Genomic DNA, 15,981 nt, shown 5'->3' with positions numbered 1-15,981 from the left:
GAGCCGGGTTCGGGTCAATGAATGCTTTTCTTTTGAAAGTTGCCGCCCAGCACCTCGTAAACCGGCTCGATGGCGATGAACGCTCCGGGATCGATTTCCTGGACGATCGAACGCAGCTTGGCAAGCTCAAGACGGGTAACGACGCAGAACACCATCAAGGTGTCTTCTTTCGAGTATCCGCCTTTGGCGTAAATCAGCGTCGTTCCGCGGCCCAGCCGTTCGTTGATCGCGTCGGAAATGTCCTCGTGCTCGCTCGACAAAATGGTGACGGATTTGGATTCGTTCAACCCTTCGATCACGATGTCCATCACTTTGGTGGCCAGATAATAGGTAAACACGGAATACATGGCGGAATCCCAGCCGAAGACGAATCCCGCCGCCAAGAAAATAAACAGGTTGATGAACATGATGATTTGGCCGACGGACAGGCGTCTTTTTTTCGAGACGATAATCGCGACGATTTCCGTGCCGTCGAGCGAGCCGCCGAAGCGCAGGACGAGGCCGACGCCCGCTCCGAGCAGAACGCCGCCGAAGGAGAGGGCGAGCAGCTTCTCGCTGGTGAAGGCGGGGACCGGGTGCAGCAGCGAAGTCGTGACGGACAGAACGGCGATTCCGTACAAGGTCGAAAAGGCGAAGGTCCGGCCGATCTGCTTGAAGCCGAGCAGCAGAAACGGCAGGTTGATGAAAAACAGGAAGATGCCGAGCGGCAGTCCCGTAAGCTTGGCAAGGATGATGGAAATGCCGGTGATGCCGCCGTCGATCATCTGATTCGGGACCAGAAACAATTCGAGCGCGACGCCCATCGCGGCGGCTCCCGCCGTCAAAAAGACGAACTTGAGGACGTGGGCGAGCTTGGTCCGTTTACGGTGCTGTCTGGGCATGTTTCATCACTCCCTTGTCAGACTGTCCGTTACGTACGGGAGTGTTTGTCAATTCGTCCGGGCTTATACCTCTTTTTCCTGCCGAACGGAGCGGATTGACTTTGCGCATGCGAATCCTTCAAGATAAGAGCAGACGGGAATTCATTTACGGACAAGAGAGGTCGGGATCGAATGATACGCCGGGCTATGCAGGCTCCGATCGTGTTTTACCGCAAATTCATTTCGCCGCTGAAACCGCCCACCTGCCGGTTTTATCCGACCTGCTCCGCCTATGCGCTCGAAGCGCTGGAAACGCACGGGGCCGTCAAAGGGACGTGGCTGGCCGTCAGGCGGATATGCAAATGCCATCCCTTTCATCCGGGCGGCATCGATCCCGTTCCTCCCAAGAAGTGCCCGGCGAAGAAGAAAGCCCGCACGCCCTTGCGATAGAGCGTCTCCTGCATTCGTGCGCCCTGTCCGGCACGCGGCTTGACATTCAACCGCCCGGTCCGGTATATTGAGGCCAACAGCAAATATTGCATATTTCCGTCGAAGGGATAAGTACGAAAAAGCGGGCTGCCACAGAGAGCCGGGGGAGCTGGAAACCGGTGCGCGCCGCCTTCGGAAGATGGTCCTGGAGGAATCGCTTTCGAGCAGCGGGAGCAAGCCGCCCGTTGCAAGGGAGCGACGCATTCCGGCGTTATCGGATTGCCGGCCGTTCGGCAGGAATGAGCCCTGGATGCGTTGGATTCCGGGGGAAATTGGGTGGTACCACGTGAGCGCCTGCTCCCGTCCCATGAGGACGGGGGTTTTTTGCGTTTTGGGGAAAAGGGCGGAACGCCCGTATGGACAAAACCGTTAAAGGAGCTGATTCCGAATGTCCGAAGTGAAAAAGACGTTTTACATTACGACTCCGATTTATTATCCGAGCGACAAGCTGCATATCGGCCACGCCTACACGACCGTCGCCGGCGATGCGATGGCCCGGTACAAGCGGCTGCGCGGCTACGAGGTGCGGTATTTGACCGGGACCGACGAGCACGGCCAGAAGATCCAGCGGAAGGCGGCCGAAGCCGGCAAGACGCCCCAGCAGTTCGTCGACGAAATCGTCGCGGGCATTAAAGAGTTGTGGCGCAAGCTGGAAATCTCCAACGACGACTTTATCCGCACGACGGAGCCCCGGCACAAGAAGGTCGTTCAGGACATCTTCGACCGGCTGCTTCGACAGGGGGACATCTACAAGGGCGAATACGAGGGCTGGTACAGCATTCCGGACGAGACGTATTATACGGAATCGCAGCTGGTGGACATCGAACGGAACGAGCGGGGCGAAATCGTCGCGGCCAAAAGCCCGGACAGCGGACACCCGGTTGAGCTGGTCAAGGAAGAGTGCTATTTCTTCCGGATGAGCAAGTATGTCGACCGCCTGCTGGCCTTCTATGAAGAAAATCCGGACTTTATCCAGCCGGAGTCGCGCCGCAACGAAATGATCAACAACTTCATCAAGCCGGGGCTGGAAGACTTGGCGGTTTCGCGGACGACGTTCGACTGGGGCATCCCGGTTCCCGGCGATCCGAAGCATGTCATTTACGTCTGGATCGACGCCTTGTCCAACTATATCACGGCTTTGGGCTACGGCACGGACCAAGACGAGCTGTACCGGAAATTCTGGCCGGCGGACGTCCATCTGGTCGGGAAGGAGATCGTGCGGTTCCATACGATTTACTGGCCGATCATGCTGATGGCGCTCGGCCTGCCGCTGCCGAAAAAAGTGTTCGCGCACGGCTGGCTGCTGATGAAGGACGGCAAAATGTCCAAATCCAAGGGCAACGTCGTCGATCCGGTGACGCTGATCGACCGCTACGGCCTCGACGCGCTTCGCTATTACTTGCTGCGCGAAGTCCCGTTCGGCGCGGACGGCACGTTTACGCCGGACAACTTCATCGAGCGGATCAATTACGATCTGGCGAACGACCTGGGCAACCTGCTCAACCGCACGGTAGCCATGATCGAGAAATATTTCGGCGGAGTCGTGCCGGACTACGAGAGCGGGGCGACGGCGTTTGACGGCGAGCTGGAGCGGACGGCGGCCGAGACGGTGAGCAAGGTCGAAGAGGCGATGGACAACATGGAGTTTTCCGTTGCGCTTACGGCCATCTGGGGGCTCATCGGACGGACGAACAAATATATCGACGAAACGCAGCCGTGGGCGCTCGCGAAGGACGAGGCGCAGCGGCCCCAGCTCGCATCGGTGATGGGGCATCTGGCGGAAAGCCTGAGAATCGTCTCCATTCTCTTGCAGCCGTTCCTTACCCATACGCCGCGCAAAATGTGGGCGCAGCTCGGCCTGGCCGAGGGCGACGCCACTTCGTGGGACAGTCTGCGCACGTTCAGGCGCATCCCGGCCGGTACGCGCATCGCCAAAGGCGAGCCGCTGTTCCCGAGGCTTGATATGGAAGAGGAAATCGCCTGGATCGCGGAAGCGAATAAAGGCGGACTGCAAGGTTCCGCCGCCGCCGGGGCCCGTTCCGAAGCGGGAGAGTCGAAGGCCGCGGATGCGCCGCAAGCTTCCGGGGCGGCGGTAATCCGCAAGGATGAAATTTCGATCGACGATTTTGCCAAAATCGAGCTGCGGGTGGCGCAGGTTTTGGCCTGCGAACCGGTGCCGAAGGCCGACAAGCTGCTCAAGCTGCAGCTCGATCTGGGCTTTGAGACGCGTCAGGTCGTCTCCGGCATTGCCAAGCACTACAAGCCGGAGGAGCTTGTCGGGCGGAAGGTGGTCTGCGTGACCAACCTGAAGGCGGTCAAGCTGCGGGGAGAATGGTCGCACGGCATGATTCTCGCCGCCTCGGAAGGCGACCGTCTCGAGCTGGTTACCGTTCCGGACGGCATGCCGAACGGGGCCGTCGTCAAGTAACGGACGCCTTGACGGAACAAGAATCGACAGACTGGAGAAGTTCGGGCATGAGAAAACGGATATACCCGCTGCTGCTGACGGCTCTGGCGCTTGCCTTGGCCGGCTGCGGCAGCGGCAAGCAATCGCTGGCGGAGGGCAAATTGAACGTCGTGACGACGTTTTACCCTCTTTATTATTTGGCCAAGGAAATCGGCGGCACAAAGGCCCACGTCGTAAATCTGATCCCCGCGGGGGTGGAGCCGCACGAATGGACGCCGAAAAGCAAAGACCTGGTCACCGCTTCGAAGGCGCAGTTGTTTCTCTATAACGGCGCCGGATTGGAAGGCTGGGCGGACGATTTTCTCAAAGGCGCGGGCTCCGGAAAAACGCTGAAGACGGTGGAAGCCAGCAAGGGCATCGAGCTGATTGCAGGGCACTCGGACGACCATGGCGGCGGCGATCACGGCCACGCCCACGACGGTTTGGACGTCGATCCCCATACATGGGTAAGTCCGAAGTCCGCGATCGTGATGGCGCGCAATATTCATGCGGCGTTTGTCGAGGCCGATCCGGCGAACCGGGCGGCCTATGACGAGCATTACGCTTCCCTGGCGGACAGGCTGGAAGAGCTGGACCGGAAGTACGAAACGGGGCTGGCGAATTTGACCAAACGGGATATCGTCGTATCGCATGAGGCGTTCGGCTACCTGGCCCGCGATTATCGTTTGAATCAGATTGCCATTATGGGCCTGTCCCCGGAAGCCGAGCCGAGCGCGCAGGACCTGCTCGACATTTCCAAATTCGTCAAAGAGCATGATGTCAAGGTCATCTTCTTTGAGGAGCTGGTGAGCGACCGGCTCGCGGAGACGCTTGCCAAGGAAACCGGGGCCGAAACGATGGTGCTCAATCCGCTTGAGGGCTTGACTCCCGAGCAGGAGAAGGCCGGCGAAGATTATTTGTCGCTGATGGAACGCAATTTGCAAAATTTGCGGAAGGCACTGCAATAGGAGGGGGTTCTTATGTCCGGCATACCGGCCCGGGCGGATTCCTGCCACCGGGAGATCGTGGCGCTCGAACAGGTTTCGTACGCGTTCGGATCGCAGCAGGTGATCGAGAATCTCTCCTTTACGGCGCGCGAACGCGATTTTGTCGGCCTGATCGGGGCGAACGGCGCGGGCAAGACGACGCTGCTGCGAATGATCGTCGGCCTGCTGAAGCCCGACCGCGGCCAAATCCGCCTGTTCGGAACGCCCGCCAAGTCGTTCAAGGATTGGCATCTGATCGGCTATGTGCCGCAGCGCAAACAATTCAACCCGCTGTTTCCCGCGACGGTGCGGGAGGTGGTGCTGTCCGGGCTGTACGGCCGGGGCAAGCTGCTGAAGCGCCTGTCCAAGGCGGACGCGCTGCGGGCCGAGGACGCCATGGACACGCTGCACATCGGCGAGCTGGCGGACAAGCGCATCGGCGCTCTGTCGGGGGGACAGCAGCAGCGCGTCTTTCTGGCGCGGGCGCTCATCAACAATCCGAAGCTGCTGATCCTGGACGAACCGATGGTGGGCATCGACGCCGAGACCCAGCAAAACTTTTTTCATTTGCTCCGGCACATGCACCAACGCCATAACATGACGTTTCTGATGGTATCCCACGATATGGAGATGGTCCGTTCGTATTTGGGACAGGAGCCGAAGCAAGTTTCCGGGAAGCTGTCCTTTTACGTCCGGCATTCGCACGATCTCGAGGACTGCGTGGAGACGGATCTGCTGCACACCTTGCGGAAGGAAGGTACATGAGGCTTGGAACTTTTGACGGCGGAATTTTTCCAGCGCGCGCTGATCGGCGGCGCGCTCATCGCGGTGACGGCCCCGCTTATGGGGTTGTTTCTCGTATTAAGAAGGCTGGCGATGATCGGGGATACGCTCTCGCACGTCAGCATTGCCGGGGTGGCGCTCGGCTTTCTCATCAACGTCTATCCGGTCGCGGTCGGGCTTGCGTTCGCAATTGCCGCCTCGTTTGCGATCGAAGCGCTACGCAGGACCTACCGGACGTTCGCGGAGCTGTCCATCGCCATCATCATGTCGGGGGGCATCGCGCTCGCCTCGATTCTGTTCACCGTCGGCAGAGGCTACAACATGAACGTCAGCTCGTACCTGTTCGGGAGCATCTATACGCTCGACGGAACCGATCTCATCGTCATCGCCGCCGTGACGGCGGTTGTTCTGGCCGCGGCCCTGCTGCTCAAGAAGGAACTGTTCCTGCTGACTTTCGAGGAAGAAGCGGCTGCGGTCAGCGGGCTTCCCGTTCGCTATTTCAACGTTCTGATCAGCGTCCTTGCCGCTCTTGTCATCAGCGTCTCCATCAAGATCGTCGGGGCGCTGCTCGTTTCGGCCTTGCTGACGATTCCGGCCGCCTGCAGCCTGGCTTTGGCCAAGAGCTTCCGCCAAGCGATTGCGCTCGTTGTCATCGTCGGGGAGGTTTCCGTCATCGCCGGTTTGTGGATCGCGGGAATATGGAGCCAGGCGCCCGGCGGGACCATCGTGCTTGTGATGATCGCGGCGCTGCTCCTGTCGCTGGCCGCGCGTAAAATCAGGGTGTAGCGCAAGCCCCAGGGGAAAGGAGAGATCGGCTTGAATGAACTGAATATCGGGATTGCGTTCATGGGGGGACTCGCTTCGTTTATATCTCCGTGCTGTCTGCCGCTCTATCCTTCGTACCTGTCGTACATTACCGGCATTTCCGTGACGCAGTTGAAAACGGACTCGAGCCGGGAAGTCCGGATGAAAACGATGGCGCATACGTTCTTTTTTATTCTGGGCTTCTCGCTCGTTTTCTTCACGTTAAGCTATACGGCCAATGCGTTTGCCGCCGCCTTTCGCGAATATCAGGATCTGATCCGGCAAATTTCCGCCATCCTGATCATTCTGATGGGTTTGTTCCTGATGGGCATTTTTCAGCCGCAGCTGCTGCTCAAGGAACGGAAGCTGGATGTAAGCTGGCGGCCGGCGGGTTATGTGGGCTCGTTTATTTTCGGCATCGGCTTTTCGGCCGGATGGTCGCCATGCGTCGGTCCGATCCTGTCGTCGATTTTGCTTCTGGCCGGCAGCCAGCCGGGAACGTGGCTGCAGATGACGGCGGCCTACTCGCTCGGCTTCGGGGTGCCGTTTTTTGTGCTGGCCTTTTTCATCGGTTCGACCAAGTGGATTTTGCGCTATTCCGCACGGCTGATGAAAATCGGCGGCGCGCTGATGATCGTGATGGGCGTGCTGCTCTTTACCGACCGGATGACGTATATTACGATCTGGCTGAACAGCATTACGCCGGAATGGCTGAAGTTTTGATCGCGTTACGTAAAATATTCGATCCTGGCTGACGGAAACGCGGCGAAGATCCGCTCGGTGATGAATTCGCGCAGCGCTTCCGCCTTTTCGTCGGGATACACATATTTGTGCTGCCCCCAACGGCCCCATTTCTTTTTCCGGACCGCTTCGTCCATTTCCAGCTTCGTCTTCGGATACCGTTTCTCGATCGTGGCTTTGGCCGTTTTGGTAAAACGGTGCTGAATGAGTTCGAATGTCAGATGCTCTTCCGCCTCGGGCGGAAGCTCGGCCGCGAGCCGTTCCAGCAGCTCCGCATAGCCTTGCTGCCAGCCGTCATGCCAAATAATCGGGGCGATGATGAACCCGAGCGGATAACCGGCACGGGCGATGCGGCCGGCGGCCTTGATCCGCTCCTCGAACCGGGAGGTCGCCGGTTCGAAATGCCGGATGACATATTCCGCATTGACGCTGAAGCGGATTCGCGTGTGCCCGTTGTGCCTGAGGCCGAGCAGCGGATCTACGTGATGGTACTTGGTGACGAAGCGCAACCGGCCAAGCGGCTGGTCCGCCATAAAGGCGATGGCGTCGCCCAGCGATCCGGTCAGGTGCTCCAGACCGACCGGATCGGATGTGCAAGCCGCTTCAAACCGCGTGATGTCGGGTTTGCGTTCTTCGATATAACGCCGGGCCGCCTCCAAAATCTCCTCGATGTTGACGTATACCCGGACATAGGGCTTGGCGCCCAGCGTCGTTTGCAGGTAACAATAATGGCAGTGGCCCATGCAGCCGGTGGACAGCGGGAGCGCGTATTCCGCCGATGGCTTGGACGTATCGAATTTCAGCGTTTTTCTTACGCCGACGACAAGCGTGCGCTTTGCGATTTTGTACTGCTCCAGCTCCGTTTCGCCGGGCAGGCCGGTGATCCGATTGTGGGAGGAGGTCATCCGGTACGGCAGGCCCCGCTCCCGAACCCAGTTCAGAATCCGCAGTCCTTTCGGATAATCGAGCGCCGCAGGCTCGAAATAGACAAGCTCCGGCACGAAAAGCGCTGTTTCCCGAACGGCTCGGGGGGAAGAAGCCTTGATGTCCGTGTCCATGAACGATCGCCTCCTGTCTGCGTATTCAAAGTGTGCATCGGCCGGCGGACTTCGATACGCCGCATGCGGTATTCTTTCCGTTAAAGCTTGCCCCTGGCCCCCGCTCCGTTGTATGATACTTAAGAGCAAAACGTCGGGAAAGGGGATAACGCGGTGCCGACCCCAAGCATGGAGGATTATCTGGAGCGCATCTACCGGTTGATCGACGAGAAAGGATACGCGCGGGTTTCGGACATTGCCGAAGGATTGGACGTGCATCCTTCATCGGTGACGAAGATGATCCAGAAGCTGGACAAGGACAACTACCTGATTTACGAAAAGTATCGCGGCCTCGTCCTGACGAGCAAGGGCAAAAAGATAGGCAAGCGGCTGGTAGATCGCCATCATCTTCTGGAGTCGTTCCTACAGACGATCGGAGTGCAGGAGGAGAATATTTACCGGGATGTCGAAGGGATCGAACACCATTTAAGCTGGGATTCGATTACTTGCATAGAGACGCTGGTCGAATATTTTCGCCGTGACGAAATGCGCATTGCCGAATTAAGGCGCATTCGCGAGGAACTGGATAACGAGTAGGCAAAAGCGCGCCATATTGGCGCGCTTTTGCTTTGCGCCGCGATTGCCCGGCGGTCGGCCTCCTTTTGACGCAAAACGCCGCGACCGCAGAAAACGGGCAGTTCTTTTGCGCCCATCCCCGCATAAGCTGTTCATCGAAAGCATGCGATGGGGGGAAACGGATGAAGGTCAACGGCGTTTTCGAAGGGGGAGGCGTGAAAGGGATCTCGCTCGTGGGAGCCGTGCGTGCGGCGGAACTGAACGGCATCCGCTTTCACCATGTCGCGGGAACATCCTCGGGCAGCATTATCGCTTCGCTGTTGGCTACCGGATATACGGCGCCGGAGATCAAGCTGCTGATCGAATCGGCACCGTTTTCCTCCTTTATGAAGCGGTCGCCGATTTTCAACCTGAAGCCGTTCGGTCCGGCGGCGCGTCTGATGCTCAAGAAAGGGCTGTATTCGGGGGACGCGCTGGAAGAATGGATCGACCGCCTGCTCCGGTTGAAGGGCGTCGCGACGTTCGGCGATCTGGAGAAAGGCAAGCTCAGAATTATCGCTTCCGATATTACGAACGGCAAACTGATGGTGCTGCCTGACGATATTGCCTCCTACGGAATCGCCCCCGACCGTTTCGGGGTGGCCCGCGCGGTTCGCATGAGCACGAGCATCCCCTTTTTTTTCGATCCGGTTGCGATTCCGCAGCGTCTGTCCGACGCATCCGGCGGCAAGCGCAAAAAAAGACGGGTGTTTGTCCGCAACGTTTACGTCGTCGACGGCGGGCTGCTCAGCAATTTTCCCCTGTGGCTGTTTGACCGGGAGCCGGAAGGGACGTCCAGCGTGCCGGTCATCGGCTTTCAACTTGTCGGGCGGACCGAAGCCAGGCCGAGAAAGATCGGAGGCCCCCTCTCGATGCTTCAAGCCATGTTCGAAACGATGCTGGGCGCGCATGACGAGCGCTATATCGAAAAGCACAACCGGATAAGGACGATCAAGATTCCGGCGATGGGCGTAAGAACGACCGATTTCCACCTTTCGGCCGAAGACAGCGAAAAGCTCTATTTGTCCGGACTGACGGCGGGACAGCAGTTCTTCAGGCACTGGGACCATAAGACCGGCACGGTGAACCGCAAGCCGAACGGACCGCAGGTGAACTTCTCGGGCAATAATTAAGCAGACGAAAGCCCCGGCTCAGCTCAGTGAAGCCGGGGCTTTCGTCTGTTTCAGTGATAAGGAGGTCTCGGTTCGTCATCGCGGTTTTTGCTGCCTTCGATGACCTTGAACGGAAACGACTTGCGCTTGGACTTGCCCGTCTGGCGGGGCGGATGGCGCCGCTGGCTTTTGATAGCGGCTTCACGGAAGCGCGCCGCTTCGGAAGATTTGGATCTCCAGCGATTCGGCGGGAACTTGTAGAGCAGAAACACGACGGCGACCAGAACGAGCGGAATGAGCAGCCTGCCGGTGCTGATTCCGTTCAAGATGGAATCCATAAGCCCGATGACAAGCAGGACCAGAATCAGGTAATGCCATGGACGGTAAAGTCTGCGCATGCGATCACTCCTCGTATTTTGGTATCTTGGCCGGGTGTCGCCGCACCGTGCATGCGCGCACCTTTTATACAGGATTATATTGGCGTTCCAACTCTCTCATACGGTTGAAAGAAGCGATGGAAACCGCGACCTGATCGTCGGTCGGCTCTTTGGTCGTGAGCAGTTGAAGCCACAGGCCGGGGTAGCCGAGGTAACGCAGAACCGGCACGTTCCGCAGCGCGTTGGTCACTTTCAGCACCTCGTAAGAAACGCCGAGCACGACCGGAAGCAGGACGATGCGGATCCAGATGCGTTCCCAGATCGTATCCCAATTGAAAATCGGGAAGGAATAAATGACGACGCCGACGATGACGGTAAAAATAATAAAGCTGCTGCCGCACCGGTAATGGAGACGGCTTTGTTTTTGCACGTTTTCTATGGTCAGCTCGAGTCCGGCTTCATAGGCGCTGATCACCTTGTGCTCGGCGCCGTGATATTGGAACAGGCGCTTGATGAGCGGCGTCTTGGCGATCATCCACAAATAAAAGAGCAGAAGCGCGATCTTGATGACGCCCTCGAGAAGGTTGTGCAGCACCTTATTGTCGAAAGCCCATTCGAACAGCAGGCTTTCCAGAAACGCCGGCACCGAGGTGAAAATAAGCTTGCCGAAGACAAACGAAAGCACGCCGACGACGGCGACGCCCAAAATCATCGAAAGGCTCCATTTTTCCTTTCCCTTGGCGGCTTCCTCGGGCGACGCTTCGTCTTCCGCATAAGCCTCGGCGGAAAAGTTCAAATGCTGGGAGCCTTTGGCGGCGGATTCGATAAGGCCGACAACCCCGCGGACAAACGGAATTTTTTTGAGCCACTTTACGATATTCGGCGTAGATCCTCTCGGTACTTCGTAAAAAGCGATTTCCTGATTTTTGCGCCGGACGGCCGTTACGTTCACGTTTCTGCCTGCAAACATGACGCCTTCGATAACAGCCTGTCCCCCGTATGCCGTAAAGGGCTGCTTTGCCAAGCCATTCACCTTCTTTGAATGATCGATAAGTACAAATAACCGCTATTTTATTTTACAGGATAACCCGCATCAATGCCACAGGCAACGTATGCCGCCGTCGCGCCGGTTACAATGCCCTTCCCGTGACCATACTATGGGAAAACGTTCAGGAGGCAAGAAAAATGGCCAACGATTCGCAACAGGCGCAAAAGCGCAACGGAAACGGCAATCCGGACCGGCAGGCGGAAGGCCAATCCGCTCAGCCGTACCGCTCGATGCATCCGGCGGCTTATTCGCTCTGGATCGGACTTTTCGCCGGCATCATCTGGGGGCTTGTCCGCTGGTTTGCGGTCGGGCTCAAGTTCACCGACGTGCCGCAGGCGTTTCTGGCCGATCCTTGGATTCGCAGGGCCGAACTGGGCAGCGGGTTCTGGCATTTTATCGGTCTGCTGCTGTTCATTTTGATGTCGGTTGCGGCAGGTTTCGTCTACTGGGCGCTTCTGGGCAAGCTGAAGGGACCGTTGCCGGGCCTGTTTTTCGGGGCGGCATGGTGGGCCCTGATTTTTTTGGTCGTCGGCCCGCCGAGCGGAGCGGTTCTACCGGCGTGGTCCATCGGCTGGAAAAGCCTGATTACCGAGCTTTGCCTCTATGTGATGTGGGGGCTGTTCATCGGCTACAGCATTGCGTTCGAATACCACGACGATTATGCCCGGGAGCCGGACCGTTCCGGACAAAACGGTTCCGGCGCCAAGCCGGCCGTTTCATAAACGGCTGGCCGTTTCTCCTCCGCTTATGGTAAAATAAGCGAGTGAATTTGGGCCGGCGCCGACCGGGATTGATCGGCCGACCGGAGTTTTTAGGAGTCGGAGGAGAACGGATATGCCCAGCATTTTGGTTTTGAACGGCCCCAATCTCAACATGCTCGGAATTCGCGAGCCCGGCGTATACGGTTCGGAAACGCTTCAGGAGATCGAAGCGTCGCTTCGTTCGCTGGCCGGGCGGCTTGGCGTCCATCTGCAATTTTTCCAATCGAACCACGAGGGCGCGCTGTTGGATGAAATCCATGCCGCTTACGGCAAGCACGACGGCATCCTGATCAATCCGGGCGCTCTAACGCATACGAGCTACGCGCTGCGAGACGGATTGGCCGCGGTCGGTCTCCCGGTTGTGGAGGTGCATTTGTCGAACATTCATAAGCGGGAAGCGTTCCGGCACGTGTCGGTGACGGCCCCGGTGGCGATCGGGCAGATTGCCGGATTCGGGGCATACGGCTACGAGCTCGGACTGCTCGCGCTCTGCCGGCATTTGGGGATCGCCCATTAAACGGATGACAGGGGGAATTGGAATGCCGAATTCGCGGGTTGCCAAACTTCGCTCCTTGCTCAAGGAGCGAAACGAACAGGCGCTGCTGGTGACGAACGCCGTAAACCGCCGGTATCTAAGCGGGTTTACGGGCACTTCCGGCGCCGTGCTCGTTACGGAAGACAAGGCGGTGCTGCTGACCGATTTCCGTTACCGGATTCAAGCCGGACAGCAGGCGGCCGGATTCGAGATCGTGGAGCACGGGCCGGACGTGAACGAGTCGGTTGCGGAACTGCTTCGCCAATGGGGCGTATCCAGGCTGCTGTTTGAAGACCGGGATGTCACCTTTGCGGCATATGAGGCGATGAAAGAAAAGCTGCGGCCCGTCGAATTGGTCGCGGCCGGCGCGATCGTGGAGCGGCTTCGGATCGTCAAGGACGAGCAGGAGATCGCCGTCATGCAGGAGGCGGCCGACCTTGCCGACCGGGCGTTCGCGCACATTCTGCCGTTTATCAAGCCGGGCGTGACGGAGGCGTCCATCGCGCTGGAGCTCGAATATTTTATGCGCAAAGAGGGAGCGACCTCCTCATCTTTCGATACGATTGTCGCTTCCGGAGAACGCTCGGCTTTGCCGCACGGAGTGGCCGGCGAGCGCAAAATCGGCAGCGGCGAATTCGTCACCTTGGATTTCGGGGCTTACTACAAAGGGTACTGCTCCGACATTACGCGCACCGTTGTGGTTGGACGTCCTTCCCCCAAGCACAAGGAAATTTACGACATCGTGCTCGAAGCCCAGCTTTACGCGCTTGAGCATCTCCGTCCGGGCCTGACCGGAAAGGAAGGGGACGCCTTGACGAGAGATATCATCACGCGGTATGGTTATGGTGATCATTTCGGCCACGGAACGGGCCACGGGCTCGGCATGGAGATCCATGAGGCTCCGCGCCTGTCCCGGACGGACGATACGGTTTTAACCCCTGGTATGGTCGTTACCGTCGAACCCGGCATTTATTTGCCGGGCTTCGGGGGCGTGCGAATCGAAGACGATATCGTGTTGACCGACGCCGGGATTAAAATACTTACTCATTCCCCGAAGGAACTTATCGTTCTGGACTAAGGGGACTACGTTTCCACAGGAGGGAATTTTTACAGTGATTTCGGTTAACGATTTCAAAACCGGCCTGACGATCGAAGTGGATGGCGAGCTGTGCACCGTTCTCGACTTCCAGCACGTCAAGCCTGGCAAAGGCGCGGCTTTTGTCCGCTCCAAACTCAAAAATCTGCGCAACGGCAACATCATTGAAAAAACGTTCCGCGCAGGCGAAACCGTCGCCCGCGCGCATGTCGAAAACCGCGCCGTCCAATACCTGTACAACTCGGGCAGCGAATATACGTTCATGGACAACGAAACGTTCGACCAATTCACCCTCGACAAGAAGCAGCTGGAATGGGAGCTCAATTTCCTGAAGGAGAACATGACCGTCAATATCGCCAGCTACCAAGGCGAAATGATCGGCATTACGCTGCCGAACAGCGTGGAGCTTAAGGTTGTCGAAACCGAACCCGGCATCAAAGGCAACACCGCTACCGGCGCGACGAAGAACGCCAAGCTCGAAACCGGGCTGAACGTTCAGGTGCCTCTCTTCATCAACGAAGGCGATGTGCTGCTGATCGATACCCGCGAAGGCAAATACATCTCCCGGGCGTAACATTCCCGGATTTCATCCTTGCTCCTTTGCACACGGTGCGGCGGAGCAAGGATGTTTTCATTTATGGGCATTTGATCTTATGCTATAATATAATGCTGTATGCAACTGATGATTTGGTGAGGAGTGGAGGCGCGTTGTCGTTAATCGTAATGAAATTCGGCGGCAGCTCCGTCGGAACGACGGAGAGAATGCAGCGCGTGGCGCAGCGGATCGTGGACAAAAAGCTGCAGGGCCATCGCGTTGTCGCCGTCGTTTCCGCCATGGGGGACACGACGGACGATTTGATTGACAAATCGAAGGAATTGAACGATTCGCCTCCCGCGCGCGAGATGGATATGCTGCTGACAACCGGCGAGCAAATTTCCGTTGCGCTGCTGGCGATGGCTATTCATAAACTCGGACATTCGGCCAAATCCTTTACGGGCTGGCAAGCCGGCTTCGTGACGGAAGCCGTCCACGGCAAGGCCCGGATTCTGGACATCAAGCCGGACCGTATTCACGAAGCGCTGGACCAAGGCGAAATCGCCATCGTCGCCGGGTTCCAGGGCTTGACCGAGGACGGGGAAATTACGACGCTTGGCCGCGGCGGGTCCGATACGACCGCCGTTGCGCTTGCGGCCGCATTGAAGGCGGACGTGTGCGAAATTTATACCGACGTGGACGGCGTATACTCGACCGATCCGCGCGTCGTCAAGTGCGCCCGTAAGCTCGACGCGATTTCGTACGACGAGATGCTGGAATTGGCGCATCTGGGGGCTGCGGTGCTTCACCCCCGCGCCGTGGAATACGCGAAGCACTACAAGGTGAACCTGGTCGTCAGGTCCAGCTTTACGCAGAATGAAGGCACGTTGGTGAAGGAGGAAGCGGCAATGGAGCAAGGAGTCGTCGTGAGCGGCATCGCATTTGACAAAAACATTACGCGGGTCAGCATTATGGGAGTGGAAGACGTCCCCGGCGTGCTGGCCAACGTATTCGGGGCGCTTGCGTCCGAGGGCATCGACGTGGACATCATTGTTCAAAGCGGCGTGCAGGACGGCAAGGCCGACTTTGCCTTTTCGGTTTCGACCGCCGACCGCGCGCGGGCAATGGCCGTCATCGAGAACGTCCGCAGCAAGGTGCCCTACCGCGAAGCGGCTTACGAGGACGGGCTTGTCAAAGTGTCCATCGTGGGCGCAGGCATGGTATCCAACCCCGGCGTAGCCGCCAAAATGTTCGAGGTCATCGCCGGCCTTGGCGTCAGCATCAAGATGGTAAGCACGTCGGAAATCAAATGCTCGTGCGTGATTGCCGCGGATGCGCTTAACGACGTGGTGCGCGCGCTCCATACCGCATACGGTCTGGACACGACCGAAACCGCCTTCGTCGGCGGCCCGCAGGAACGCCGCTAACCGAATCGTCCGTTCATAACCCGCCTTCGGGGAAATGGGATTTCCCGGGGCGGGTTTGTTTGTACGCCCAGCATGGACGTCATCTTTAGGGTGAAAGTCCCGAGCGGGGGCTGGCGAGCGCCTACCGTAGCCAAGGGCAAGGGTGTCCGTCGTGAGGCGGAATCTGAAGGAAGCCGGAGGCAAATGCACGGGCCAAGGTACACGAACCCAATTGGAGGCAGGGTTAGTCGGATGAGTTGCCAAAACACAACGAAATCCAAAGCCGCCAAGGGCTAGTCCTGTAGACTTGGGTGGTCGCGGGCAGACAGATGACGTTCTTATCTGGGGAG

At 58.2% G+C, this 15,981-nt stretch carries 17 protein-coding genes; 13 read left to right on the top strand and 4 right to left on the bottom strand.

The window, feature by feature from the left end:
- Positions 1 to 14: 14 nt before the first annotated feature.
- Positions 15 to 881 (bottom strand): YitT family protein, encoded by an 867-nt coding sequence (locus F560_RS0104610; protein ID WP_019004543.1) that lies wholly within the window; start codon positions 879 to 881, stop codon positions 15 to 17.
- A gap of 171 nt (positions 882 to 1,052) precedes the next feature.
- Here F560_RS0104610 and yidD point away from each other — a divergent pair, with 171 nt between their 5' ends.
- From yidD to F560_RS0104580, 6 genes are all read left to right on the top strand, one after another.
- Positions 1,053 to 1,310 (top strand): membrane protein insertion efficiency factor YidD, encoded by a 258-nt coding sequence (gene yidD / locus F560_RS0104605; protein WP_051088296.1) that lies wholly within the window; start codon positions 1,053 to 1,055, stop codon positions 1,308 to 1,310.
- Positions 1,311 to 1,737: 427 nt separating this feature from the next.
- Positions 1,738 to 3,777, top strand: coding sequence for a methionine--tRNA ligase (gene metG / locus F560_RS0104600; RefSeq protein WP_019004541.1), 2,040 nt, complete (start codon positions 1,738 to 1,740; stop codon positions 3,775 to 3,777).
- Between the two features lie 47 nt (positions 3,778 to 3,824).
- On the top strand, positions 3,825 to 4,763 hold the full coding sequence (locus tag F560_RS0104595) for a metal ABC transporter substrate-binding protein (RefSeq protein WP_019004540.1): 939 nt from the start codon (positions 3,825 to 3,827) through the stop codon (positions 4,761 to 4,763).
- Between the two features lie 12 nt (positions 4,764 to 4,775).
- A complete protein-coding gene (locus F560_RS0104590) occupies positions 4,776 to 5,546 on the top strand; it encodes a metal ABC transporter ATP-binding protein (RefSeq protein ID WP_019004539.1) in 771 nt (256 codons plus the stop codon).
- Positions 5,547 to 5,549: 3 nt separating this feature from the next.
- Entirely contained in the window at positions 5,550 to 6,350 is an 801-nt protein-coding gene (locus F560_RS0104585; protein WP_019004538.1) for a metal ABC transporter permease, read from the top strand.
- A gap of 30 nt (positions 6,351 to 6,380) precedes the next feature.
- Complete coding sequence (locus tag F560_RS0104580) at positions 6,381 to 7,091, top strand: cytochrome c biogenesis CcdA family protein (protein ID WP_019004537.1); 711 nt, start codon at positions 6,381 to 6,383, stop codon at positions 7,089 to 7,091.
- A 5-nt stretch (positions 7,092 to 7,096) separates the two neighbouring features.
- On the opposite strand, the gene splB is transcribed toward F560_RS0104580, so the two are convergent.
- On the bottom strand, positions 7,097 to 8,167 hold the full coding sequence (gene splB, locus F560_RS0104575) for a spore photoproduct lyase (protein ID WP_019004536.1): 1,071 nt from the start codon (positions 8,165 to 8,167) through the stop codon (positions 7,097 to 7,099).
- A 153-nt stretch (positions 8,168 to 8,320) separates the two neighbouring features.
- Between splB and mntR the strand changes: the two genes are divergently transcribed.
- Both mntR and F560_RS0104565 read left to right on the top strand, forming a co-directional pair.
- A complete protein-coding gene (mntR, locus tag F560_RS0104570) occupies positions 8,321 to 8,743 on the top strand; it encodes a transcriptional regulator MntR (RefSeq protein WP_026298091.1) in 423 nt (140 codons plus the stop codon).
- 161 nt (positions 8,744 to 8,904) lie between these two features.
- Positions 8,905 to 9,894 (top strand): patatin-like phospholipase family protein, encoded by a 990-nt coding sequence (locus F560_RS0104565; protein WP_019004534.1) that lies wholly within the window; start codon positions 8,905 to 8,907, stop codon positions 9,892 to 9,894.
- 50 nt (positions 9,895 to 9,944) lie between these two features.
- Here F560_RS0104565 and F560_RS0104560 read toward each other — a convergent pair whose 3' ends face one another.
- Positions 9,945 to 10,271 carry a hypothetical protein gene (locus F560_RS0104560; RefSeq protein WP_019004533.1) on the bottom strand — a complete coding sequence of 109 codons (327 nt, stop codon included), beginning with the start codon at positions 10,269 to 10,271 and terminating at the stop codon, positions 9,945 to 9,947.
- A 64-nt stretch (positions 10,272 to 10,335) separates the two neighbouring features.
- Entirely contained in the window at positions 10,336 to 11,220 is an 885-nt protein-coding gene (locus tag F560_RS0104555; RefSeq protein WP_051088297.1) for a DUF1385 domain-containing protein, read from the bottom strand.
- A gap of 215 nt (positions 11,221 to 11,435) precedes the next feature.
- Between F560_RS0104555 and F560_RS22485 the strand changes: the two genes are divergently transcribed.
- The 5 genes from F560_RS22485 to F560_RS0104530 all read left to right on the top strand — a co-directional run bounded on the left by F560_RS22485 (position 11,436) and on the right by F560_RS0104530 (position 15,652).
- On the top strand, positions 11,436 to 12,020 hold the full coding sequence (locus F560_RS22485) for a YqhR family membrane protein (RefSeq protein ID WP_019004531.1): 585 nt from the start codon (positions 11,436 to 11,438) through the stop codon (positions 12,018 to 12,020).
- 112 nt (positions 12,021 to 12,132) lie between these two features.
- The gene (aroQ, locus tag F560_RS0104545; protein WP_019004530.1) at positions 12,133 to 12,576 is read left to right on the top strand and encodes a type II 3-dehydroquinate dehydratase; all 444 of its coding nucleotides are present in this window, start codon (positions 12,133 to 12,135) and stop codon (positions 12,574 to 12,576) included.
- Between the two features lie 22 nt (positions 12,577 to 12,598).
- On the top strand, positions 12,599 to 13,672 hold the full coding sequence (locus F560_RS0104540) for a M24 family metallopeptidase (protein ID WP_019004529.1): 1,074 nt from the start codon (positions 12,599 to 12,601) through the stop codon (positions 13,670 to 13,672).
- Between the two features lie 34 nt (positions 13,673 to 13,706).
- Positions 13,707 to 14,264, top strand: coding sequence for an elongation factor P (gene efp / locus F560_RS0104535; protein ID WP_019004528.1), 558 nt, complete (start codon positions 13,707 to 13,709; stop codon positions 14,262 to 14,264).
- A 134-nt stretch (positions 14,265 to 14,398) separates the two neighbouring features.
- Positions 14,399 to 15,652 carry an aspartate kinase gene (locus F560_RS0104530; protein ID WP_019004527.1) on the top strand — a complete coding sequence of 418 codons (1,254 nt, stop codon included), beginning with the start codon at positions 14,399 to 14,401 and terminating at the stop codon, positions 15,650 to 15,652.
- Positions 15,653 to 15,981 lie beyond the last annotated feature (329 nt).

This window comes from Cohnella laeviribosi DSM 21336 (assembly GCF_000378425.1).
GTDB lineage: Bacteria > Bacillota > Bacilli > Paenibacillales > Paenibacillaceae > Cohnella > Cohnella laeviribosi.
The sequence above is the reverse complement of the archived record's forward strand: the minus strand, read 5'-3'. Positions and strand labels throughout refer to the sequence as shown.